General features: G+C 66.9%; 21 protein-coding genes. 15 read left to right on the plus strand and 6 right to left on the minus strand.

Features of this window, described 5'->3' with window-relative positions:
* The first annotated feature begins 164 nt into the window (after positions 1 to 164).
* Positions 165 to 665, plus strand: a complete 501-nt coding sequence (rbfA, locus tag AC4EEV_RS18295) for a 30S ribosome-binding factor RbfA (protein ID WP_491329665.1) — start codon at positions 165 to 167, stop codon at positions 663 to 665.
* Positions 666 to 781: 116 nt separating this feature from the next.
* On the opposite strand, the gene AC4EEV_RS18300 is transcribed toward rbfA, so the two are convergent.
* Positions 782 to 1,909 (minus strand): ScyD/ScyE family protein, encoded by a 1,128-nt coding sequence (locus AC4EEV_RS18300; protein ID WP_491329666.1) that lies wholly within the window; start codon positions 1,907 to 1,909, stop codon positions 782 to 784.
* 173 nt (positions 1,910 to 2,082) lie between these two features.
* Here AC4EEV_RS18300 and AC4EEV_RS18305 point away from each other — a divergent pair, with 173 nt between their 5' ends.
* Both AC4EEV_RS18305 and trxA read left to right on the plus strand, forming a co-directional pair.
* On the plus strand, positions 2,083 to 2,565 hold the full coding sequence (locus tag AC4EEV_RS18305) for a nucleoside deaminase (protein ID WP_491329667.1): 483 nt from the start codon (positions 2,083 to 2,085) through the stop codon (positions 2,563 to 2,565).
* 2 nt (positions 2,566 to 2,567) lie between these two features.
* Complete coding sequence (gene trxA, locus AC4EEV_RS18310; RefSeq protein ID WP_491329668.1) at positions 2,568 to 3,005, plus strand: thioredoxin; 438 nt, start codon at positions 2,568 to 2,570, stop codon at positions 3,003 to 3,005.
* A gap of 28 nt (positions 3,006 to 3,033) precedes the next feature.
* Here the strand turns inward: trxA and AC4EEV_RS18315 are convergent, their stop codons facing one another.
* Complete coding sequence (locus tag AC4EEV_RS18315) at positions 3,034 to 4,191, minus strand: pyridoxal phosphate-dependent aminotransferase (RefSeq protein WP_491329669.1); 1,158 nt, start codon at positions 4,189 to 4,191, stop codon at positions 3,034 to 3,036.
* 78 nt (positions 4,192 to 4,269) lie between these two features.
* Between AC4EEV_RS18315 and truB the strand changes: the two genes are divergently transcribed.
* The 10 genes from truB to AC4EEV_RS18365 all read left to right on the plus strand — a co-directional run bounded on the left by truB (position 4,270) and on the right by AC4EEV_RS18365 (position 14,413).
* A complete protein-coding gene (gene truB / locus AC4EEV_RS18320) occupies positions 4,270 to 5,205 on the plus strand; it encodes a tRNA pseudouridine(55) synthase TruB (protein WP_285320531.1) in 936 nt (311 codons plus the stop codon).
* Positions 5,206 to 5,207: 2 nt separating this feature from the next.
* Positions 5,208 to 5,561 carry a hypothetical protein gene (locus tag AC4EEV_RS18325; RefSeq protein ID WP_133832596.1) on the plus strand — a complete coding sequence of 118 codons (354 nt, stop codon included), beginning with the start codon at positions 5,208 to 5,210 and terminating at the stop codon, positions 5,559 to 5,561.
* 19 nt (positions 5,562 to 5,580) lie between these two features.
* Positions 5,581 to 6,030: a hypothetical protein gene (locus AC4EEV_RS18330; RefSeq protein WP_018763485.1), complete on the plus strand. Its 450-nt coding sequence runs from the start codon at positions 5,581 to 5,583 to the stop codon at positions 6,028 to 6,030.
* Between the two features lie 78 nt (positions 6,031 to 6,108).
* Positions 6,109 to 7,092, plus strand: a complete 984-nt coding sequence (locus AC4EEV_RS18335) for a bifunctional riboflavin kinase/FAD synthetase (protein ID WP_491329670.1) — start codon at positions 6,109 to 6,111, stop codon at positions 7,090 to 7,092.
* A 36-nt stretch (positions 7,093 to 7,128) separates the two neighbouring features.
* Positions 7,129 to 7,983, plus strand: a complete 855-nt coding sequence (gene kynA / locus AC4EEV_RS18340; protein ID WP_018763487.1) for a tryptophan 2,3-dioxygenase — start codon at positions 7,129 to 7,131, stop codon at positions 7,981 to 7,983.
* A complete protein-coding gene (locus AC4EEV_RS18345) occupies positions 7,980 to 9,239 on the plus strand; it encodes a kynureninase (RefSeq protein WP_018763488.1) in 1,260 nt (419 codons plus the stop codon). The genes kynA and AC4EEV_RS18345 overlap by 4 nt, the downstream gene beginning before the upstream one ends.
* Before the next feature lie 212 nt (positions 9,240 to 9,451).
* On the plus strand, positions 9,452 to 9,721 hold the full coding sequence (gene rpsO, locus AC4EEV_RS18350; protein ID WP_018763489.1) for a 30S ribosomal protein S15: 270 nt from the start codon (positions 9,452 to 9,454) through the stop codon (positions 9,719 to 9,721).
* Between the two features lie 244 nt (positions 9,722 to 9,965).
* Positions 9,966 to 12,224: a polyribonucleotide nucleotidyltransferase gene (locus AC4EEV_RS18355; protein ID WP_109044966.1), complete on the plus strand. Its 2,259-nt coding sequence runs from the start codon at positions 9,966 to 9,968 to the stop codon at positions 12,222 to 12,224.
* A gap of 109 nt (positions 12,225 to 12,333) precedes the next feature.
* A complete protein-coding gene (locus AC4EEV_RS18360; protein WP_018763491.1) occupies positions 12,334 to 13,677 on the plus strand; it encodes a M16 family metallopeptidase in 1,344 nt (447 codons plus the stop codon).
* 217 nt (positions 13,678 to 13,894) lie between these two features.
* Complete coding sequence (locus tag AC4EEV_RS18365; RefSeq protein WP_491329671.1) at positions 13,895 to 14,413, plus strand: DUF1579 family protein; 519 nt, start codon at positions 13,895 to 13,897, stop codon at positions 14,411 to 14,413.
* Here AC4EEV_RS18365 and AC4EEV_RS18370 read toward each other — a convergent pair.
* On the minus strand, positions 14,410 to 14,691 hold the full coding sequence (locus AC4EEV_RS18370; protein ID WP_109044909.1) for a hypothetical protein: 282 nt from the start codon (positions 14,689 to 14,691) through the stop codon (positions 14,410 to 14,412). The genes AC4EEV_RS18365 and AC4EEV_RS18370 overlap by 4 nt on opposite strands.
* Positions 14,692 to 14,832: 141 nt before the next feature.
* On the opposite strand from AC4EEV_RS18370, the gene AC4EEV_RS18375 reads away from it, so the two are divergent.
* On the plus strand, positions 14,833 to 15,954 hold the full coding sequence (locus AC4EEV_RS18375; RefSeq protein WP_491329672.1) for a helix-turn-helix transcriptional regulator: 1,122 nt from the start codon (positions 14,833 to 14,835) through the stop codon (positions 15,952 to 15,954).
* Positions 15,955 to 16,012: 58 nt separating this feature from the next.
* On the opposite strand, the gene AC4EEV_RS18380 is transcribed toward AC4EEV_RS18375, so the two are convergent.
* The 3 genes from AC4EEV_RS18380 to moaA form a co-directional block, all read right to left on the minus strand.
* Positions 16,013 to 17,581, minus strand: coding sequence for an HNH endonuclease signature motif containing protein (locus AC4EEV_RS18380; protein ID WP_491329673.1), 1,569 nt, complete (start codon positions 17,579 to 17,581; stop codon positions 16,013 to 16,015).
* A 112-nt stretch (positions 17,582 to 17,693) separates the two neighbouring features.
* Positions 17,694 to 17,960, minus strand: coding sequence for a MoaD/ThiS family protein (locus AC4EEV_RS18385; RefSeq protein ID WP_133832591.1), 267 nt, complete (start codon positions 17,958 to 17,960; stop codon positions 17,694 to 17,696).
* A gap of 5 nt (positions 17,961 to 17,965) precedes the next feature.
* Positions 17,966 to 19,093 carry a GTP 3',8-cyclase MoaA gene (gene moaA / locus AC4EEV_RS18390; protein WP_208294432.1) on the minus strand — a complete coding sequence of 376 codons (1,128 nt, stop codon included), beginning with the start codon at positions 19,091 to 19,093 and terminating at the stop codon, positions 17,966 to 17,968.
* 255 nt (positions 19,094 to 19,348) lie between these two features.
* Here moaA and AC4EEV_RS18395 point away from each other — a divergent pair, with 255 nt between their 5' ends.
* Positions 19,349 to 20,827 carry a molybdopterin-dependent oxidoreductase gene (locus AC4EEV_RS18395; protein ID WP_491330911.1) on the plus strand — a complete coding sequence of 493 codons (1,479 nt, stop codon included), beginning with the start codon at positions 19,349 to 19,351 and terminating at the stop codon, positions 20,825 to 20,827.
* Positions 20,828 to 20,850 lie beyond the last annotated feature (23 nt).

Below are 20,850 nucleotides of genomic sequence, written 5' to 3' on the forward strand. Positions count from 1 at the left end.
CGCAAACCGTCCGGCTCCGATAGGCCCGATGCCACTCCCAGGCCGCCGGAAAAAACCCAACGGGAGTCCGTCGTAGGCTTGCCTTAGGCGCGTGGCAAACAAACCCGAGTCTGTGCGTTCGTCGTTTTGCGCCGTCGTACATCCAAATTTTTGAGGAGTTGTTCATGGCTGATCCGGCACGTGCTGCCAAATTGGCGCAGCGGATTAAGGTTGTTGTTGCTGAGGCTCTGGGCCGGAAGGCCAAGGATCCCCGGCTTGAGGGCATTACTGTTACCGACGCCCGGGTGACCAATGATCTGCAGCACGCCACTGTCTACTACACGGTCTTCGGTGACGAGGCTGTCCAGGCCGACGCCGCCAAGGGGCTTGAAAAGGCCAAGGGTGTGCTGCGGCAGGAAGTCGGCCGGAACATCACCGTCCGGTTGACCCCCACCCTGGAGTTCGTGGCAGACCAGATCCCGGTCAACGCTTCGAACCTCGAGGAACTCCTGCGGGAAGCCCGCAAGCGTGACGCCGAAGTGGCCGCGCTGGCCGCCAATGCGCAGCACGCCGGTGACGCCGACCCCTACAAGTCCGACGACGTCGACATCGACGAAGACGACTTCGACGAAGAGGACACCGACCTCAGCAGCGACGGCGCCGTCGACGAGGACAGCAACAAGTAAGACACCGGCCTCAGCAGCGACGGCGACGTCGACGCGGACAGCAACATGCAGGACGCCAGCAGGGCCCGGGAGCTGATCCCGGGCCCTGCTGCTTTTAACCCATCAGTGCTGCATCCCTAGTGCAGGTCAGCTTTGATGACCTTCCCGGACGGCGGCTGCGAGGGATCCCCGAGCGCGTCAGCCGTGGCGTAGAGCGTGTTGCCGCTGATGTCGACGTCCGCGGGCATGTTTACAGCCAGGAACTGGGAACGGCTGCCCTCACACGTGAACTTCAGGATCTCGCCGCCGAACAGGGACGCCACATACACATCACCATTGCCGGCGACCGCCAGGCCCGTGGGGCTGAGAATGTGGTCCGCCCAGAGGTCGGTGTCACCGTTCCACGGGTTGATCTTGAAAATCGCACCGCGGGCACCAAGCTCCGGTCCTTCCGGTCCGCCCGGCAGGGATGTCACATACAGCATCCCGTCCGGGCCGATCACCACATCGGTAGGCACGGGCTCGAAGGCGTACTTGTGCCCTACCACGCAGTCCGGAACCGTCATGGTGTTCCCCTCCATGTCCACAGGGATCTTCAAACCCGCCGGAATGGTGGCCGGCCGTGGCGGCAGGACGGCGATTGTATCGATGTCGCCGTTCTTCAGGTTCACCTTGAGCACGGCGTTCATCCCTGCGTCGGCCACATAGGCGGTGTCATCCTTGACCGCCAGGGCATAAGGGTGGGAGTCAACCGTGCCTTTGTACTTTGCCGGCGGGAACGCGGGCCAACCGGCGAGGCACTGATCGCTGACGTCACGGCCAAACCCGTAGCGCTGGTCTCCGTCCGGGTTGTGGCGCCGTTCGTAGTCGGCAAAGTTGGCGATGGTGTCCACATCGCCCTTGGCGTCGATCGACTTGAGGTATCCGTGCAGTGCGGCGGGGTCTCCCTGGCCGGCGCCCACACTTTCAAGGTAATACGTGGTGCTGCCGTGGGTGTCCGAGCCGGCCACCTCCCAGCCCTGGGGCGTCTCGGTCGCCAGGTCCTTCGTGGCGCCGTCCCTGCTGATGCGGGTGAGTTTTCCGGCAAAGTCCTGGGACACCAGGACCGATTTTCCGGTCCCTGCAGCGACGTGCAGGGGAGAGACGAGTCCATCTGCAAGGACATCGTAGTCATGTGTGCGGGTGGATGCAGAGGCGGGGCCAGCGGACGCCATGGCGGCGGCGGTGGCCGCGATACAGGCTAAGAGTGCGAGTCTTTTTTTCATTGGGATCTCCGGGTGCGGGGCCCTTGACGGGCTGGATAGGAAGCCTCCGAGGAGGCGAAATGTTCCCCCGCGCGCAAGCGTAGGCTCCTACCAGCGGGTAGTCGTTGGGGGAATCCCCCCTGCGTTGCCCCCTTTCTATCCCCCAACAGCGCCCACGTGGCTAGGATCGTGCTATGACCTCGGACGAGCACGGCATCCCCTCCACGTACCTCGAGCAGGCAGTGGACCTGGCAACGCGGAACGTCGGCCTGGGCGGGGGACCGTTCGCTGCCGTGGTGGTGACCCCCGACGGGAAAGCCCACGCCGGTGTCAACCGCGTCACCCGGGACAACGATCCCACCGCCCACGCAGAGGTCGTGGCCATCAGGGCAGCGGCGGCGGCAACGGCAAACTTCGACCTCACCGGATCCGTGCTCTACGCAAGCTGCGAGCCGTGCCCCATGTGCCTGGCCTCGGCCCTGTGGGCCAGGATCGGCCATGTCTACTTTGCCGCAGACCGGCACGGGGCGGCGGCTGCGGGCTTCGATGACGCCCTCTTCTACGACTACTTCAACGGCGCCCGGCCGGACCTGATGCCGGTCACCCGGGGTGACATCCCGACGTCGGACCTCCCCTTCCAGGCGTGGGGCGCCTTCGCCGGCAGGACGGACTACTAGCCATGGAAACCGCACTCATCGCCTGCCCCGCCTGCGGAAAGACCAACCGGGTGCCGGTCCGGGCAGCCGGGCATCCGCGCTGCGGCAACTGCAAGGCTGACCTTCCGTGGATTGTGTCTGCCGGCGACGCGGACTTTGCCGCCGTGGCCGAGCAATCGGCAGTGCCGGTGCTGGTGGACTTCTGGGCCGCATGGTGCGGGCCCTGCCGGATGGTCAGCCCCGTCCTGGACAAGCTGGCGCGGGAGCGGCCGGGAAAGATCAAGCTGGTGAAGGTGGACGTGGACACGTCTCCCGGTTTGTCGCGGCGGTTCGATGTCCGAGCCATTCCGACACTGATGGTGATCGTGGACGGCAAGGTGGTGGCCCGCCAAGCCGGCGCCGCACCGGCGGACGTCCTGCGTTCCTGGCTGGACCGGGCTCTCGCCGGCGCGCAAACCTGACGCCGGCCGCCAGGTCTTGCGGGCGCCGCTACCGGGACGCGGCAGGAAGCCGCGACACGCCCTCGAGGAGTTCCTGCTTCCGGCCGCACAACGCGATCCGCACCCAACCCTCGCCAATGGAGCCGAATGCGGTCCCCGGCGCCAGCGCCACACCGGCGTCCGCCAGGAAGCGCCGCACCCAGGCCCGCACATCGCCGCCGGTCGCGTGGGACAGATCGGCCCACAGGTAGAACGCACCCTGCGCCGGGAGGAAACGGATCCCCTTGGCAGCCAGTACCGCCGAGGCGGCATCCCGGTTCTCCCGGTAATGCCGATGTGCGTGCCGGACGTAGTCCTGCGGCCCGGTCAGGGCGGCGAGCGCCGCATACTGCGGGGCGGACGCCACACACGACACGATCGACTCCATGACGTTGTCCATTTTCTGCTTGAGGCCCGGCGGGCAGATGAGCGCGCCAATCCGCAGTCCGGTGAGGCCGTACGTTTTCGACAGCGTCAGGGAGGTGAACACGCGGGCCCCCTCCGGGGAGCCGGCATCGAACCGTGCCGGGCTCACGTGCGGCACATCGTAGGTGAACGCCTCGTAGCACTCGTCGGAGATGACCCAGAGATCGTGCCGGCGGGCCAGGTCCATCAGGTCGCGGACCAGGTCCTCGCCCAGCACGGCCCCCAGCGGGTTTGACGGTGAGTTGAGCACCAGCACGCGGGTGCGGCCGGTGATGAGGGCCTCGACGTCGGCCACCCGGGGTTGGAAGTTGTGGTCCGGGTGCAGCGGGTACTGCACGGGCACGGCATTGAGCAGCCGGCTGGTCATGGCAAAGGTGGGATAGCCCGGGTTGGGGATCAGGATCTCGTCACCCGGGGAGAGCAGCAGGCTCATGGCCAAGTGCAGGCCCTGCTGCGCGCCGGACACCACGTAGACCTGGTCGGCCCCGACATCGACGCCCTGGTCCTGGCGGAACCTGGCCGCGAACGCCTCGCGCAGGGCCGGGATCCCCGCGTTGGGCGTGTAGTTGGTTTCATCGCGGTCCAGGCAGGCGATGCCGGCGTCCAGGACGTGGCGGGGGAGCGGGAAGCCGGGCTCGCCGATGCTCAGCACCAGCGCGTCCGGCGTGCGCCAGGCGGCCTCGGTGATCTCGCGGATCTGGTTGACGGGCACGTCGCGGACGTGGGCGGCAAGCTCGGGCATGCCAGCCATCCTAGCCGTCCATGTCCGCCCTCCGCCTGGCGTGCGGGCGCCCCAACCTGCGCCGATATACTGGGAGGCGTGCTTTCTGGACTGGTGATAGTGGACAAGCCGCAGGGATGGACCAGCCATGACGTGGTTGGCCGGATGCGGCGCCTCGCAGGTACCCGGAAAGTGGGGCATGCGGGCACCCTCGACCCCATGGCCACCGGCGTGCTGGTCCTCGGCATCAACAAGGCCACCCGCCTGCTGACCTACATTGTGGGCACCTCCAAGACCTACACGGCCACCATTCGGCTGGGCCAGTCCACCGTGACGGACGACGCCGAAGGGGAGGTCACCGCCACGGCCGGCACGTCCGGGGTGGGCGAGCAGGCAATTTACGACGGCGTCGCAGCCCTCACCGGCAGGATCGAGCAGGTGCCCAGCAGCGTCAGCGCGATCAAGGTCAACGGCGAACGCGCCTATGCGCGGGTGCGCTCCGGCGAGGACGTCAAGCTGGCCGCCCGCCCCGTCACCATTCACCGCTTCGAGGTCCATGCCGTCAGGCGGGATCCGGACGCGGACGTCATCGACCTCGATGTCACGGTTGAATGCTCCTCCGGTACATATATCCGTGCCCTCGCCCGGGACCTCGGCAACGCCCTCGGCACCGGCGGGCACCTCACCGCCCTCCGCAGGACCCATGTGGGCCCCTACTCGCTGGACCAGGCGCGGACCCTTGAAGAGCTCGCCGAGGAACTCACCATCCTGGAAATGTCACAGGCCGCCCGGGCCCTGATGCCCAACCGTGAGCTGACCGCGGAGGAGACTACGGAAATCTCCTTCGGCCGGCGGATCGCTTCCGGAGCCTCCACAGGTACCGCGGGCGCTGCCACGGCGGAACACCCGGCCGCAGCCTTCGCCCCCGACGGCACCTTGGTGGCCCTCCTCGCCGACGCGGGCAGCTACGCCAAACCGGTGCTGGTCTTCGCCCCCGGCACCGGCCCGGCAGCGACCGCCGCCGCGGAGGCATAGGCGTGGATGCATATTTTTGGATCATCCTGGTGGTCGGCCTGGTGTCCACGGTGCTTTGCCTCGGTGCCGGAATCCTGAAGAAAGCGCCCAACGACGTCACCATCCTGTCCGTCGCCGCGGTCGAACTGGCCCTCGTGGTCTACCTGGTGGGTTCCATCGTGCGGGTCATTGCCGGCGAACACATTGCAGGCGAAGCCTGGGAATTCTGGGGCTACATGGCCACCGCCATGCTCCTGCCCCCGGCAGCGGCGTACTGGTCCATCCTGGAACGGACCCGGTGGAGCAACTTTGTCCTGGCCGCCGTCGGCGTCACCGCACTGGTGATGGCCGCGCGGATGAACCAGATCTGGTACTGAAGTGGAAGAAGCAAAACAAATGAAAGACCAGCAGGCCCGCCCGGCCGAGGACGCACCCGCCCGCAACACCCGCAATACCGGGCCCGGCAGGCTGCTGATTGCGGTCTATGGGGTTTTCGCGATCTCCGCCACGGCCCGCGCCGGGTACCAGATCCTCACCAAATTCTCCGAGGCCCCGCTGGCCTACCTGCTCTCGGCCTTCGCCGCCCTGGTCTACGTAGTAGCCACCGTCTCCTTGGCCAAAGCAGGCAGCACCTGGTTCAAGGTCTCCGTAGCGGCCGTCCTGGTGGAACTGGCGGGTGTCCTGGTGGTGGGGACCCTGAGCGTCCTGGACTCCGTGCAGTTCCCGCACGAGACGGTCTGGTCGCTGTTCGGCCGGGGCTACGGCTTCATCCCGCTGCTGCTGCCCATCCTCGGGCTGGCGTGGCTGTACCGCCGCCGCCCGTCCCAGGCCAAGGCCGCGCAGTGAATCCGGGTAACCTTGAAGAGTTCCGCGGCCGGCCTGGCCCCGGAACACAGATTTTGCAGGCAGCTTAAGGCGAGGGTGATGGTCTACATCTGGAACGATCCGTCCGATGTCCCGGCGGACTTCGGCCCATCCGTTGTCACGTTCGGCAATTTCGATGGCGTTCACCGCGGCCACCAGCAGGTGCTCTCCCAGTTGATCCGCTCGGCCCGCCTCGCGCACGCCAAGGCCGTGGCCGTCACCTTCGACCCCCACCCTGCGCTGATCCACCGCCCCGAGGCCGCGCCGGAACTGATCATGGGCCTGGAGGACAAGCTTGAGGCCCTGGGCGAGCTCGGCCTGGACGCCGTCCTCGTGGTCAAGTACTCCCTGGACCTCGCCAGCCTGACGGCCGAGGAATTCGTGGAGCAGTACCTGGTGGACTGCCTGCACGCGAGCCACGTTGTCATCGGCCACGACGCCCGATTCGGCCGCGGCAACTCCGGTGACCTGGACACCATGAAGGCGCTGGGCAAAAAGTTCGGCTTCGATGTCCAGGTGATCAGCGAATTCGGCTCAGAGGGCTACCCGCTGCACGGCGACGAAGCCACCGACCGGCGCTGCTCGTCCACCTGGGTGCGCGAGGCGCTGCAGGAGGGCGACGTCGCCACCGCTGCCGCGGTGCTGGGCAGGGCCCACCGGATGCGCGGCGAAGTGGTCCACGGTGCCGCCCGCGGCAGGGCGCTCGGTTTCCCCACCGCAAACCTCGCCTCCAATGCCTCGGGACTGATCCCGGCCGACGGCATCTACGCAGGCTGGCTGGTGGACCAGGCCGGAACGCGCTGGCCGGCGGCGATTTCGGTGGGCTCCAATCCCACGTTCGACGGCGTCAGCCGGCAAGTCGAGGCACACGTCATCGACCGGCCCAAGGAAGCCGTGGAGGACTTCAATCTGTACGGCCAGACAGTGATCGTGGAATTCGTCGAACGGTTGCGGGGCATGGTGGCCTATCGTGGCCCTGAGGCCCTGGTGGAACAGATGCGGCTGGATGTGGCGCAGGCCCATCAACTCCTCGCCGCCCGCTGACAGCACTGCCGGGGCCCTAACAACGAAAGGCAGTGCGTGTCCGTCGAAAAGAACACCCGCAAGCTCGATGAAGGGATTGTCCGCGACTTCAGCTCGCGGATGAGCTACGCCTCCTACCTGCAGTTGCCCACGCTGCTTAGTGCCCAAAAGCCGGTCAGCGAGCCGGAACACCACGACGAGATGCTGTTCATCATCCAGCACCAGACCACCGAGTTGTGGCTGAAGCTGGTCCTGCACGAGCTGCGCAGCGCCGCCGCCTGGCTGCGGGCCGACGACCTCGGCTCGGCGCTGAAGGGCATTGCCCGGGTCAAGCACATCCAGAAGACCCTCACCGAACAATGGTCCGTACTGGCCACCCTGACCCCCACCGAGTATTCGCAGTTCCGCGGCTTCCTGGGGAATTCCTCGGGCTTCCAGTCCGCCCAATACCGGGCGGTCGAATTCGTGCTGGGAAACAAAAACCGCAAGATGCTGCCGGTCTTCGAATCCGATCCCGAGGCCCACGCCATGCTGGCGGAACTGCTTGCGGCCCCCAGCATCTACGACGAGTTCCTCGCCTATCTGTCCCGGCACGGATTCGACGTGCCCGCTTCCGTCCTGGACCGGGACGTGACGCGCGCCCATGAGTTCACCCCGGACCTGGTCCCACTCTTCAAGCACATCTACGAAAACGCGGCAGAGAACTGGGCCGCTTACGAGGCGTGCGAGGAACTGGTGGACCTGGAGGACAACTTCCAGCTCTGGCGGTTCAGGCACCTGCGCACCGTTCAGCGGACCATCGGCATGAAGACAGGCACGGGTGGTTCCAGCGGGGTCACCTTCCTGCAGAAGGCGCTGGAGCTGACATTTTTTCCGGAACTATTTGCCGTCAGGACGGAGATCGGACAATGAGCATCCACCAGGACGGCCCCACCGGCGTGACCACTGAGGCGCTCCACCGCCGGGCGGCGGAGCTGGACCGCCAAGACCCGCTGGCAACGTACCGGGACCATTTCATCGGAACGGACACCCCGCTGTCCTACCTTGACGGCAACTCCCTGGGCCGGCCCCTGAAACGGACCGCCGACGACGTCGCCGCCTTCGTCCGGAACGAATGGGGCGGCCGGCTCATCCGCGGCTGGGACGAACAGTGGCTCGCCATGCCGCAGGCCATCGGAGACCAGCTGGGCCGCGCCGTCCTGGGCGCGGCCCCGGGACAAACGATCATTGCCGATTCCACCACCGTGGTGCTCTACAAGCTGCTCCGCGCCGCGCTGGCCGCCGTGCCGGACCCGGACCGCAACGAGCTTGTGCTCGATACCGGGAACTTTCCCACGGACCGCTACCTGGTGGAGGGCATTGCCCTGGAAGAGGGGCTGACCCTCCGATGGATCGACCCCGATCCGGCAGCCGGGGTGACCCTTGACCAGGTGCGCCAGGCCACCGGGCCGCGGACCGCCGTCGTGCTCCTCAGCCAGATCGCCTACCGTTCAGGGCACCTGGCTGACCTGCCCGGAATCACCGCGGCGGTGCACGACGCCGGCGCCTTGGTGGTGTGGGATCTTTGCCACTCCGCGGGGTCGGTAGAGATCGGCCTGGACGGCGCGGACGTGGACTTCGCCGCCGGCTGCACCTACAAGTACCTCAACGGCGGCCCGGGCTCACCCGCCTTCGCGTACGTCAACGCCCGCCACCTTCCGGCGCTCAACCAGCCCATCTGGGGTTGGATGGGCCGCAAGGACGCTTTTGAGATGGCCGCCGGCTATGAACCGGCGGCAGGTATCCGCGGCTTCCTCAGCGGCACCCCCGCCATCTTCGGCATGATCGCCATGCAAGGCACCCTGGACCTCATCGAGGAAGCCTCGATGGCTGCCATCCGGACGAAGTCAGTGGCACTGACCGCCTTCGCCATCGATGTCTTCGACGCCTGGCTCGCCCCGCTGGGTGCCGAACTGGCTTCGCCCAGGGACGCGGGGGAGCGGGGCGGCCACATCACCGTGGACCACCCGGACTTCAGCAAAGCCACCGTGGAAGCGCTCTGGGACGGCGACGTCATCCCGGACTTCCGCTCACCGCACGGGATCCGGGTTGGGTTGTCGCCGCTGAGCACCAGCTTCGCCGAGGTCCTCGACGGCATGGCCGCCATCCGGGACCGGCTGCAGGGCTGACGCCCGGCGCCGGAGCGGGCCGCGGGTCCGCCCGGACTGTTTCGACAAGGTTAGGCCCGGCCCGGTAAACTGAACGATGGATCCGGCTGCAGTCCGTGGCGGCTGGGTCCTGTCGTTGCGGCTTTCCCGGGTTTCCGGGACAGGACGTGCATGGCAGACCCGGCAGTGAACTTCTGACCTGGGCCCTCACGGCACATTCCCAAGGAGTTATTGTGGCACTTGACGCCGCTGTAAAGCAGTCCATCATCAAGGAATACGCAACCGCCGAAGGCGACACCGGTTCACCCGAGGTCCAGGTTGCCGTCCTGACCCAGCGGATCAAGGATCTGACTGAGCACATGAAGGAGCACAAGCACGACTACCACACCCAGCGCGGTCTGCTGGCCATGGTTGGTCGTCGCAAGCGTATGCTGAGCTACCTCAAGAAGACTGACATCGCCCGCTACCGTACGCTCATCGAGCGTCTCGGCCTGCGCCGCTAGTCTGGCTTTGGGGCGGCCCTTTCCCTCCGGAACGGGCCGCCTTCTTCAAATGAAAAACTAAACAGGAGGATCAACCGCATCACGCATTCGCGGTCCTCGGTAGTGATCCCCGGGAACGGCTTCGTTGACTGAAGCCAGCGGCCCGTGGGTCTCGATCGATGACCGGGTGCAAGGGCCAGTAGACAGATGCTGGGCCGGGTTGATGCGGCTGGACTTCCGTGAAACAGAAACGGAGGTGACTCTCTTGGAGGGTCCCGAAATCCAGTTCTCAGAGGCTGTCATTGACAATGGCCGCTTCGGCAAGCGTGTAATCCGCTTTGAAACCGGCCGCCTCGCCAAGCAGGCCGCCGGCGCAGCCATGGTGTACATCGACGACGACACCGCGCTGCTGTCCGCCACCACCGCAGGCAAGCACCCGCGTGAAGGCTTCGACTTCTTCCCGCTGACGGTCGACGTCGAAGAGCGCATGTACGCTGCCGGCCGCATCCCGGGCTCGTTCTTCCGCCGCGAAGGCCGCCCCTCCACCGAAGCCATCCTGGCCTGCCGCCTGATGGACCGCCCGCTGCGCCCCGCTTTCATCAAGGGCCTGCGCAACGAGGTCCAGATCGTCGTCACCGTCCTGGCCATCAACCCGGACGAGCTCTACGACGTTGTGGCCATCAATGCCTCCTCGATGTCCACGCAGCTGTCCGGCCTGCCGTTCTCCGGCCCGATCGGCGGCGTCCGCGTTGCCCTCGTCGCCGACGAGCACGGTTCGCAGTGGGTTGCGTTCCCCAAGCACTCCCAGCTGGAGAACTCGGTCTTCAACATGGTGGTTGCCGGCCGCGTTGCCGGCGACGACGTCGCCATCATGATGGTTGAAGCCGAAGCCACCGACAACTCCTGGAACCTCATCAAGGAACAGGGCGCCACCGCCCCCACCGAAGAGGTCGTGGCCGAAGGCCTCGAGGCCGCCAAGCCGTTCATCAAGGCTCTCTGCGACGCCCAGGCCGATCTCGCCGCGCGCGCCGCAAAGCCCACGGTCGAGTTCCCGGTCTTCCTGGACTACGAGGACGACGCTTACGCCGCCGTCGAATCCGCTGCCGCCGACAAGCTGGCAGCTGTCTTCCAGATCGCCGACAAGCAGGAACGCGACAACGCCTCCGACGCGCTCAAGGACGAAGTCCTGGCCGGCCTGGCCGGTCAGTTCGAAGGCCGCGAAAAGGAGCTGTCCGCTGCTTTCCGCTCGGTCACCAAGCACGTTGTGCGCCAGCGCATCCTCAAGGACCAGGTCCGCATTGACGGCCGCGGCCTGACGGACATCCGCCAGCTGACTGCCGAGGTCGAGGTCCTGCCCCGCGTCCACGGTTCGGCCATCTTCGAGCGCGGCGAGACCCAGATCATGGGTGTCACCACGCTGAACATGCTCAAGATGGAACAGCAGATCGACTCGCTGTCGCCGGTAACGCGCAAGCGCTACATGCACAACTACAACTTCCCGCCGTACTCCACCGGTGAAACCGGCCGTGTGGGCTCGCCCAAGCGTCGCGAAATCGGCCACGGCGCCCTGGCCGAACGCGCCCTGGTGCCCGTCCTGCCGTCGCGCGAGGAATTCCCCTACGCCATCCGCCAGGTATCCGAGGCCCTCGGTTCCAACGGCTCGACGTCGATGGGTTCCGTCTGCGCCTCCACCCTGTCCCTGCTGAACGCCGGTGTGCCCCTGAAGGCCGCCGTCGCCGGTATCGCCATGGGCCTCGTGTCCGACCAGGTTGACGGCCAGACCCGCTACGCGGCACTGACCGACATCCTCGGCGCCGAAGACGCCTTCGGCGACATGGACTTCAAGGTTGCCGGTACGGCCGAGTTCGTCACCGCCATCCAGCTGGACACCAAGCTCGACGGTATCCCCGCCTCGGTGCTGGCTGCAGCGCTGAAGCAGGCCCGCGAAGCCCGCCTGCACATCCTCGAGGTCATCAACTCGGCCATCGACACCCCGGACGAGCTCTCCGAGTTCGCACCGCGCGTCATCGCCGTCAAGATCCCCGTGGACAAGATCGGCGAGGTCATCGGCCCCAAGGGCAAGATGATCAACCAGATCCAGGAAGACACCGGCGCCGACATCTCCATCGAGGACGACGGCACGGTCTACATTGGCGCCACCAACGGTCCGTCTGCAGATGCAGCACGCTCCGCCATCAACGCCATCGCCAACCCGCAGGTCCCGGAAATCGGCGAGCGCTACCTGGGTACGGTCGTCAAGACCACCACCTTCGGTGCCTTCGTGTCGCTGACCCCGGGCAAGGACGGCCTCCTGCACATCTCCGAACTCCGCAAGCTGGCCAACGGCAAGCGCGTGGACAACGTCGAAGACGTCGTCTCCGTGGGCCAGAAGGTCCAGGTTGAGATCACCAAGATCGATGACCGCGGCAAGCTCTCGCTCGCCCCGGTCGTCGCCGAGGAAGAGGCTCCGGCCGACACCGAGCGCGTCCACGCCACGGAGCCGGCTGAAGGCGCTGACGTCTAACAGCCCTCGCTTGGCAACAGCATGAATCGGCGGGACCGGTGGATGATCCACCGGTCCCGCCGCTGTTACGATGGCAGCCAGATCCGGCTGCCCGTCCTGAAAGGCTTCAATGACTGTTGTACCCCTGCCGCTTGAGCAGAACCACGCCGGCGACACCCTGGTCCATGGCTCCGACGGCGGGTCCGAAGTCCGCCGTTCCGTGCTGCCCGGGGGAGTGCGGGTACTGACGGAAGCGATGCCGGGCCAACGGTCGGCCACGATCGGCTTTTGGGTGGGCGTCGGATCCCGTGACGAGGCGCCCGGCCAGCACGGTTCCACGCACTTCCTTGAGCACCTCCTGTTCAAAGGCACCCGCCGGCGCACCGCCCTGGAGATCGCCTCGGCGTTTGACGAGGTGGGCGGAGAATCGAATGCCGCCACCGCGAAGGAAAGCACGTGCTACTTCGCCCGTGTCCTGGATTCGGACCTGCCCATGGCCATCGATGTCATTGCGGACATGATCACCGGCGCCGTCCTGGACCCGGATGAGATGGAGCAGGAACGTGACGTCATCCTTGAGGAAATCGCCATGGACAGCGACGACCCCACCGACGTTGCGCACGAACACTTTGTGGCCGCCGTCCTGGGCAGCCACCCCCTGGGACGGCCGATCGGCGGGACGCCCGCAGCGATCAAAGCCGTGGCCCGCGACTCCGTGTGGGACCACTACCGCAAGTACTACAAGCCCCAGGAACTGGTCATCACCGCCGCGGGCGGCCTGGACCACGACGTTGTCTGCGGACTCGTGGTGGACGCCCTCGAATCCGCCGGATGGTCGCTTGAGCCGGATGCGGCCCCGGTCAGCCGGCGCCCCACCGAACGCGCCCAAATCACCGGAACGGCGGGACTGCACGTGGTCAAGCGCGCAGTGGAACAGGCCAACATCATCATGGGGTGCCCCACCATCGTTGCCACGGATGAGCGCCGCTACGTCATGAGCGTCCTGAACGCCGTCCTGGGCGGCGGCATGTCCTCCCGGCTTTTCCAGGAAATCCGCGAGAAGCGCGGTTTGGTGTACTCCACCTACTCCTTTGCCTCGTCCTACGCCGACGCCGGCTACTTCGGGATGTACGCCGGCTGCACTCCGTCAAAGGTCCGCCAGGTGCTGGACCTGCTGGGCGTGGAGTTGGACAAACTCGCGGAGCACGGTATTTCAGGCGATGAATTGCGCAAGGCCGTGGGACAACTCGGCGGCGGGATCGTCCTGGCGCTGGAAGACACCGGGTCCCGGATGTCCCGGCTGGGCCGGGCCGAACTGGTCTCCGGCGAATACCAGGACATCGACGAAACCCTGCGCCAGATCAAAGCCGTCACTGCGGAGCAGGTCCAGGAACTGGCCGCCGAACTCGCCGCCGCGCCGCGCACTGTCACCGTGGTGGGCCCGTTCGACGAAGACGAGACGTTCGGGTTGTAGCTTCCGCGCCGCGCACCGTCACCTTGGTGGGCCCGTTCGACGAGCGCACCGTCACCTTAGTGGGCCCGTTCGACGAGCGCACCGTCATTTTGGTGGGTCCGTTCGACGAGACCGAAACCTTCGGCCTGTGGCACCCTGCGCCGCGGAGACGCTGGCGGCCCGGCTCTGCAGAGTACATCCTGAGTAGGAATGATCTTCGGCAGGGGAAGGCGGAACGGTGAACGGGCCAGGAGCGAAGCACGGACATCCGGAGTTAACGAACCTGCTGGGTCACTGGGAGGGCTACACACACGTTGCTGCCGGCCCTTGGGGGCCGGAACACCGCGTGAGCGCCCAAGTGTCCTACACGCAGGTTGCCGGGGGTCTCGGCGTGGTGCAGAGCTACCGGCACGTCGAACCGGACGGCAGCCACTTCGAGGGCCACGGCATATTCACGATCGATCCGGTCCACAACGACGTGCTGTGGTATTACGTTGACAGCACCGGCGTGCCGCCCGGCAACGCCGCCCGCTGCACCTCGCGCGACGGTGTCATCCGTGTTGAACGCCGCAATGCCGGAGGCTGGACGCGCCACTCGATCGAGGTGGCGAACGGTGTCCTGACACACGTCACCGAATTGCGTTCGCACGGGCGTAACGACGGCGACGATGCCCCGGAGGGGGGTGTGGACGGCAAGGCTTCGTCCTACTCACCATTCATGCGCTCGGAATTTCACCGCGCCGGAGGCGGGGGCTAGGACGCCGCCTCGAGGATGCGCGATTTTGGCGCGCCGGCGAGCGCAGGGGCGTCCGCCGGCGAACGCCATACCTGTGTTTGGAGGTTCGAGAGCAACTGCTCTGCCTGGGCCAGGTCCGCGAAGTCGAGTTCCACAACAACATATTGCGGTTCGCCCACGGGCCGGCCTATCCGGTGCGCGAGAACCCCTGACGCGGACCGGCCAACCGGATCCCGGTCGAATGCCGCCTTCCATGTGCTGAAATCTGTGATTCTGTGTTCGATCTGCAGGGTGAACATTCCAGTCTCCTTACTCGTCCCGCCAGGTTGGAGGACGCTCCACGCTGCTAAAGCTAGATGGTCCGGGCTGCGGCGGGTATCCCAGAATTCTGGGTGGCAGCGCCGCCGGGTCGCGCAGGATTGCCGGAGCATACTTGGAACATGACCAAGGGCTGGGCTGCAGACCGGAGCCAGGAGCGCATCCGACTCCTGGCAGGCTCGGACCTGGATCACCAAGCCCTCCGGACAGCGATTCTGGCAGAAGTGGCCACCATGGTGCCTTTCGATGCATTCGTTTGGCCGTTGTGTGATCCCGTCACGACGGTGGGGATGGCGCCGAGGGCCAGGACTCCCTGCCCCCAGGAATTGCCCACACTTATCCGCCTCAAGTACCTCTCCCGGGCGGGCCGCTGGACCGAGCTGATGCGTTGGCCGGAGCCGGCGGAATCCCTCCTGAAGGCAACGCAGGGAGAGCCCTCCCGCAGCCCGGTGTGGAGTGGCGTGTTGCAACGCTATGGCGTCCGCGATGTCCTGTCCGCCGTGTTTGCCGACAAGTATGGGTGTTGGGCCTGGCTCGATTTGTGGCGGACCGGCGATTCGGTCCCCTTCACGGACGAAGAAACTGCCTACCTGGGCGAGCTGGCAGCGGCAGTGACCGCCGGCCTGCGGAGGTCCGTAGCCAGGCAATTTTGGATTCGACCGGATCCGGAACCTGGCCCGGACCAGGCATCCGGGACAGGATCCGGGCAGCCCGGATTGCCGGAGCAGGCTGTCCTCACCCTGGACGACGATCTGGCGATAGCTGGCCGAACGGCGTCCGTGGACGACTGGCTCAAGCTGCTTCAGCCTGGTCCGGTCCCTCACCATCAGGTGCCGGCTGAGGTGTTGAACGTTGCGGCCCAGCTGGCGGCACGGGAAGCGCTGGTGGACACCCACCCCGCGGAATGCAGGGTCTACGTCGGGGCGGGCCGCTGGGCCTCCCTGCGGGCCAACCGCATGGAGTCGGAGGTGTCCGGACCCACTCCACCGGTGGCCGTGACGATTCAGGCCAGCACGCCTGCCGCGAGGCTTGACATGTTTGCCCGGGCGTTTGGCCTGTCACCCCGGCAGGGGGAACTGCTCTGGCTCACTGCGGAAGGGGCCGATACGGCAGCCATGGCGGACGCCCAGGGCGTGACGCCGTACACGATCCAGGACCAATTCAAGCAACTCTTCCAGACATGCGGAGTCCACAGCCGGGTGTCCCTGCTGGCCATGGCCCTGGGCACGGGAGCCAGGGCCTAGCGGTGGGCTGTTGGCTTCCGGAGCCACCGCCTGAGACACATTCGTTTACCGAAAGTCCCTACGATAAGACGACGTCCCATCGCCTCGCTGGGTCTGGCGGCAGGATGAACGGCATAGCGTAGAAGTCGTCCCACACAGGATCTGTTGGAGGGAGTTGATCCGGCTCAATCAAGTTCCCGTCCGGCTCCTCAGTTTCCGGATCCGGGCACGCTGGGAGTTCGGCAAGCGGCGGGGTTCCTGGTGGCCAGTGGGTTGGTTGGGGGTCGTGTTGTTCGGGTTTGTAGTGTCGGCCGGTGGGTGAGGTCCAGCCGGGTGGTTTGTTTTTGGTGGCTGGGTCGGGGGTCCAGGTGCTGTGGTGTTTGAGGCGGTGGTGTCGGGGGCAGAGTTGGGCGAGGTTGTGGGTTCCGGTGGTGCCGCCGTGGTGCCAGGGGTTGAGGTGGTCGGTGTCGTTGTCGGGGGTGTGGTTGGTGCAGCCGGGGAAGGTGCATGTGCCGTCCCGTAGCCGGATCCATTGTTTGATGGTCTCCGGGAGCCGGTAGCGGGTGCGGCCAATTTCCAGGGGTGCCCCGTCGCGGGGGTCGACCAGGACCCGGTAGAACGATTCCGCCCCGCCGGCGACGAGCTTCCGCGCCATGGATGCCGGGACCGGCCCGAACCCGTCCAGCACGGCCGGCTCATCGGTGAGGCCCAGCAGCGAGAACACCGGGACCGTGACCAGGACATCAGCCCGCGGCGTGGGGATCTTGCCGATAGCACCGGCATCTGCGGCAGCTTCACCCGGGGCTGTCGCGTTTCCGGCGCCGAGGAGCAGTGACGCGGCGACGTCGGCGCGGAGCTGGGTGAGGGTGCGGGGCTCGTCGGGGGTTTGGAGGCCGCGGGCAGTGGCGGTGCTGCGGTTCCAGATCGCGCACGCGGTGTCCCCGGGCAGGTAGAACGAGAGCCAGGCCATCCCGTCGTGGTCCGGGGCGTAGTCCATCCGCCGGTCCGCCACCCCCTTCACATGCCGTTTCTCCAAGGACTCAGGGTGGTGGCGTTCCCGCCAGGCCCGGACCTTCGCCCGGAACCGGGACGGGACAAGGTCACCGGGCGCGGCGCCGCGGGCGGGGTTGGGTGCGCCGGGGTCGAAGAAGTGCGCCACCAACCCGGCCGCCCCTTCAGGGGTGAGGCCTTCGGTTTCGTCGGCAACGATCCGGGCGTGCTGCCACGACACCGCACCCGTGGACAGGGCCTCGACCACAGGCGGCAGCGAGCACACCCGGCGGGACTGCTCGACCAGCGCGCCGGAAACCCCCGAACTGATGGTCAGGACCACGGCGATCTCCTCCACCACCGACATCTCCGCGAACGTGCGCTCCTCCACCGGGGCGTCCGGCCGAAGCAGAGCATGCTGGATCTCAACCGCATCCGCCACGTCCCGCGCCTTCACCGCCGCCAGCTGGGCCTCCAACCGGGCCACCACCTCCAGCCGCCCCAGACATGACTCATACCGCCGCTGCAGCACGTCCAGATCCGCGCCGGCGCCGGTACCTGAAGCGAAGGAACCATCCTCCCGAACCAGCCCGCTGAGCGCAGCAACAGAGGCAGAAACACCCTCCATCACCACCGCCAGATCCGCACCGATTCCCATGGAAACATCATCCAACCAGGGTCCGACATTCAAGGCTGCGGCAGCGTTGGCAGGACCAGGCAGGAGGCCACCCCCCCGGAATGCTGCCAGTCGCCTGGGCGTTACGGAATACCTACCCGCCGGCGAACGGGGGAAGTACGTCAACCACGTCGTCGGCCCCAAGAACCGTTGACTGGTCCCGGACAGCCACCTCGTTGAGCAGGAAGCTGCTGCGGGACAGGAGCCGGGGGAGTGGAGGGGTGCCTGCCGGCGGTTCGGCACGGGGCACCGCAAGCACAGCCTCCAGGAGATGGGCGACCGTGGAACCGTCGGGCAGGTCGAACTTTTCTTCCTCCCGGCCGGCGGCAGCGCGTGCGGCAGCGAAGTAACGTACAAGCATTCCGGTCAGCCCCCGATGGCGCTCATGCTGCGGTCCGGCTGGACGAAGTCCGGAGCGTCCAGTCCCACGTGGTCCATGCCGTGGGCTTTTGGCTTGAGCCACATGGCATCCTGCCACCGCTGCGCCAGCTCGTCATCAGCCGCGCCGGAGCGCAGCAGGCCCAGCAGGTCGAATTCCTCGCGGGAGAACAGGCAGCTCATGATCTTGCCCTCGGCGGTGATCCGGGTGCGCCGGCAGTCCGCGCAGAACGGCTCGGTGACGGAGGCGATGATCCCCACTGTTCCCAGCACCGGACCGTCAGCTTCCAATGAACCTGCCGCCCGTCGTCGGACGTCAAAGCGCTCGGCGGGGGCACCGTCACGGGCCCGGGCATCGGGGCTGAGCACATAGTCCTTGGACAGCAGGTCGCGGATCTCGGCGGCCGTGATCATGTTGCGGCGGGTCCAGCCATGGTCGGCGTCCAGCGGCATTTGTTCGATGAACCGAAGTTCGTATCCCCGCTCCAAGGCCCAGGCGAGCAGCTGCGGCGACTCGGTATCGTTGATGCCGCGCATGAGGACAGCGTTCAGTTTCACCGGGCCCAGGCCTGCCGCCCATGCGGCGTCCACACCCGCCAGGACCTGGTCCAGGAACGGCCGCCTGGTCAGTTTGGCGAACGTTTCCTCGTGCAGCGAATCCAGTGAGACATTGATCCGTGTCAGCCCGGCCGCTTTGAGCGGGGCCGCCTTCCTGGCCAGGCCAACACCGTTGGTGGTCATCGAGATGGGCAGGTCCGGATGGTTGTTCCGCAGCGCCGAGATGATCTCCACGAGGTCGTGCCGGACCAGCGGCTCACCGCCGGTCAGCCTCAGTTCCCGCACCCCCAGCTGCTCCACGCCGACGCGGACAATCCGGACGATCTCCTCAGCCGACATGACGGCCTGCTTCGCGAGCCATTCCAGGCCCTCCGCCGGCATGCAGTAGGTGCAGCGGAGGTTGCACTTGTCCGTCAGGGACAGCCGCATATCCGTGGCGCGGCGGCCGTAGCGGTCCACCAGCCCGTCCGGTGCATCCTCGGGACGGCGTGCGGGAACGCCGGGCAGCTCCGATGCTGCTTCCTCCCGCGGCTGCGGCATGCCTAGCTGGACAGTCATGGATTCAGGCTACGCCACCTTGAGCCGCGCATCACACCGTGACTGCACGGGTTCCGGTCACACCTGGGGGCCAGTGCCGGCGGGCGGTGGCAAACCTATGCTGGAGGGGTGAACGATTCCCGGGTTTCGAAGGCGGCGGACGACGACGGCGGGCGCCGTGGGGAGCTGCCGGACCGTCCCGTCCCGCACAAGGCTGCCACGGGCGCCACGGGCAGGTGGGCCGCCGCCGCGGGTGCAGCCGCCGTCGCCGGCGGCGTGGCCGTGGGGGAGTTGCTCGCAGGATTTGCCAGTCCTTCCGTCTCGCCGCTGACGGCCGTTGGCGGTGCGGTCATCGACGCCGTCCCGCCGGACGTCAAGGACTGGGCGGTATCCGTCTTCGGGACGGCGGACAAGGCTGCCCTCCTGGCGGGCATGGCGCTGGTCATTGCCGTCCTGGCCGCGCTGGCAGGGGTGCTGGAGTTCCGCCGCGGCTATCGGGGTGCGGCCGTGGTGGGCATCTTCGGAGCCGTGGGAGCCGCCGCTGTACTCACCCGCGCCCAAATGACGCCAATCGCCGTGGCACTCCCGCTCGTGACCGCGGTGGTGGCCGTGGTGCTGCTGCGATTCCTCATCGGAAAGCTTCGCGAATGGAAAGCGGGCGCCGCTGAACCGGGCGGACCGGGAAGTTCACGTCGGAGCTTCCTCCAGGCCCTTGCCGGCACGGCGGCCGTGTCCGCGGTGGCAGGTGTGCTGGCCGGGGCGTGGCGCGGGGCAACCAATGCCGTCAGCGAGGCCAGGGCACGGATCACCCTGCCAGTCCCGGCGTCACCCGCACCGCCGGTTCCGGCGGGCGCCGACCTGGACGTGGCCGGAGCGACGCCGTTGGTGACGCCCAACCGCGAGTTCTACCGGATCGACACCGCACTGTCCGTCCCGGCAGTCAACCCGGACAATTGGGCCCTGAGGGTCACAGGCATGGTGGACCGGGAGATCCAGTTGTCCTACGGGCAACTCCTGGCCAAGCCGCTGACGGAGCGCCACATCACTATCGCCTGCGTGTCCAACGGCGTGGGCGGCGACCTGATCGGGAATGCCCGCTGGCTGGGCTGGCCGGTCCGCGAATTGCTGGCCCAGGCGGGCCCCCACCCCGGAGCGGACATGGTGCTGTCCAGGAGCACGGACGGCTGGAATGCAGGGACGCCCCTGGAAGTCCTCACCGACACCAGGGACGCCCTGCTTGCCGTCGGAATGAACGGGGAACCCCTGCCGCTCGAGCACGGCTTTCCCGTCCGGATGATCGTCCCGGGACTCTACGGCTACGTGTCCGCCACCAAATGGGTCACCGAACTCAAAGTCACCACGTTCGCGCAGGACGCCGGATATTGGACCCCCCGGGGCTGGTCCGAGCGCGGCCCGGTCAAGACGTCCTCCCGGATCGACGTGCCCCGCAGCGGGCGTCCGGTCAGTGCAGGGTCCGTGGTCTTCGCGGGCGTCGCCTGGGCCCAACACACCGGGATCGGGAGGGTTGAACTGAGGATCAACCGTGGGCCGTGGCGGGAGGCCGAACTCGCTGCGGGCCTGTCAGCGGACACCTGGTACCAGTGGAAACTGGCAGTGGACCTGACCCCGGGGCAGTACGAGGTCCAGGTCCGCGCCACGGACCTCACGGGCAAACCCCAGGAGGAAACGGAGCGGCCGCCCCAACCTGACGGTGCCACCGGATTCCACACGGTTAGAGTGGACGTGAAATCCTGAAGTCCGCGACCGAAGGCGTACCC

It is taken from the genome of Pseudarthrobacter sp. MOO14, from assembly GCF_058267675.1.

Bases quoted from the DNA above. Each gene is read 5' to 3' on its own strand.
- AC4EEV_RS18315 (WP_491329669.1), bottom strand. From the start codon at position 4,191: ATGCCCGAGCTTGCCGCCCACGTCCGCGACGTGCCCGTCAACCAGATC.
- AC4EEV_RS18335 (WP_491329670.1), top strand. From the start codon at position 6,109: ATGGTCTACATCTGGAACGATCCGTCCGATGTCCCGGCGGACTTCGGC.
- AC4EEV_RS18375 (WP_491329672.1), top strand. From the start codon at position 14,833: ATGACCAAGGGCTGGGCTGCAGACCGGAGCCAGGAGCGCATCCGACTC.
- AC4EEV_RS18360 (WP_018763491.1), top strand. From the start codon at position 12,334: ATGACTGTTGTACCCCTGCCGCTTGAGCAGAACCACGCCGGCGACACC.
- rbfA (WP_491329665.1), top strand. From the start codon at position 165: ATGGCTGATCCGGCACGTGCTGCCAAATTGGCGCAGCGGATTAAGGTT.
- AC4EEV_RS18330 (WP_018763485.1), top strand. From the start codon at position 5,581: ATGAAAGACCAGCAGGCCCGCCCGGCCGAGGACGCACCCGCCCGCAAC.
- AC4EEV_RS18385 (WP_133832591.1), bottom strand. From the start codon at position 17,960: ATGCTTGTACGTTACTTCGCTGCCGCACGCGCTGCCGCCGGCCGGGAG.
- AC4EEV_RS18345 (WP_018763488.1), top strand. From the start codon at position 7,980: ATGAGCATCCACCAGGACGGCCCCACCGGCGTGACCACTGAGGCGCTC.
- AC4EEV_RS18370 (WP_109044909.1), bottom strand. From the start codon at position 14,691: ATGTTCACCCTGCAGATCGAACACAGAATCACAGATTTCAGCACATGG.
- trxA (WP_491329668.1), top strand. From the start codon at position 2,568: ATGGAAACCGCACTCATCGCCTGCCCCGCCTGCGGAAAGACCAACCGG.
- AC4EEV_RS18305 (WP_491329667.1), top strand. From the start codon at position 2,083: ATGACCTCGGACGAGCACGGCATCCCCTCCACGTACCTCGAGCAGGCA.
- moaA (WP_208294432.1), bottom strand. From the start codon at position 19,093: ATGACTGTCCAGCTAGGCATGCCGCAGCCGCGGGAGGAAGCAGCATCG.
- AC4EEV_RS18380 (WP_491329673.1), bottom strand. From the start codon at position 17,581: ATGGGAATCGGTGCGGATCTGGCGGTGGTGATGGAGGGTGTTTCTGCC.
- AC4EEV_RS18300 (WP_491329666.1), bottom strand. From the start codon at position 1,909: ATGAAAAAAAGACTCGCACTCTTAGCCTGTATCGCGGCCACCGCCGCC.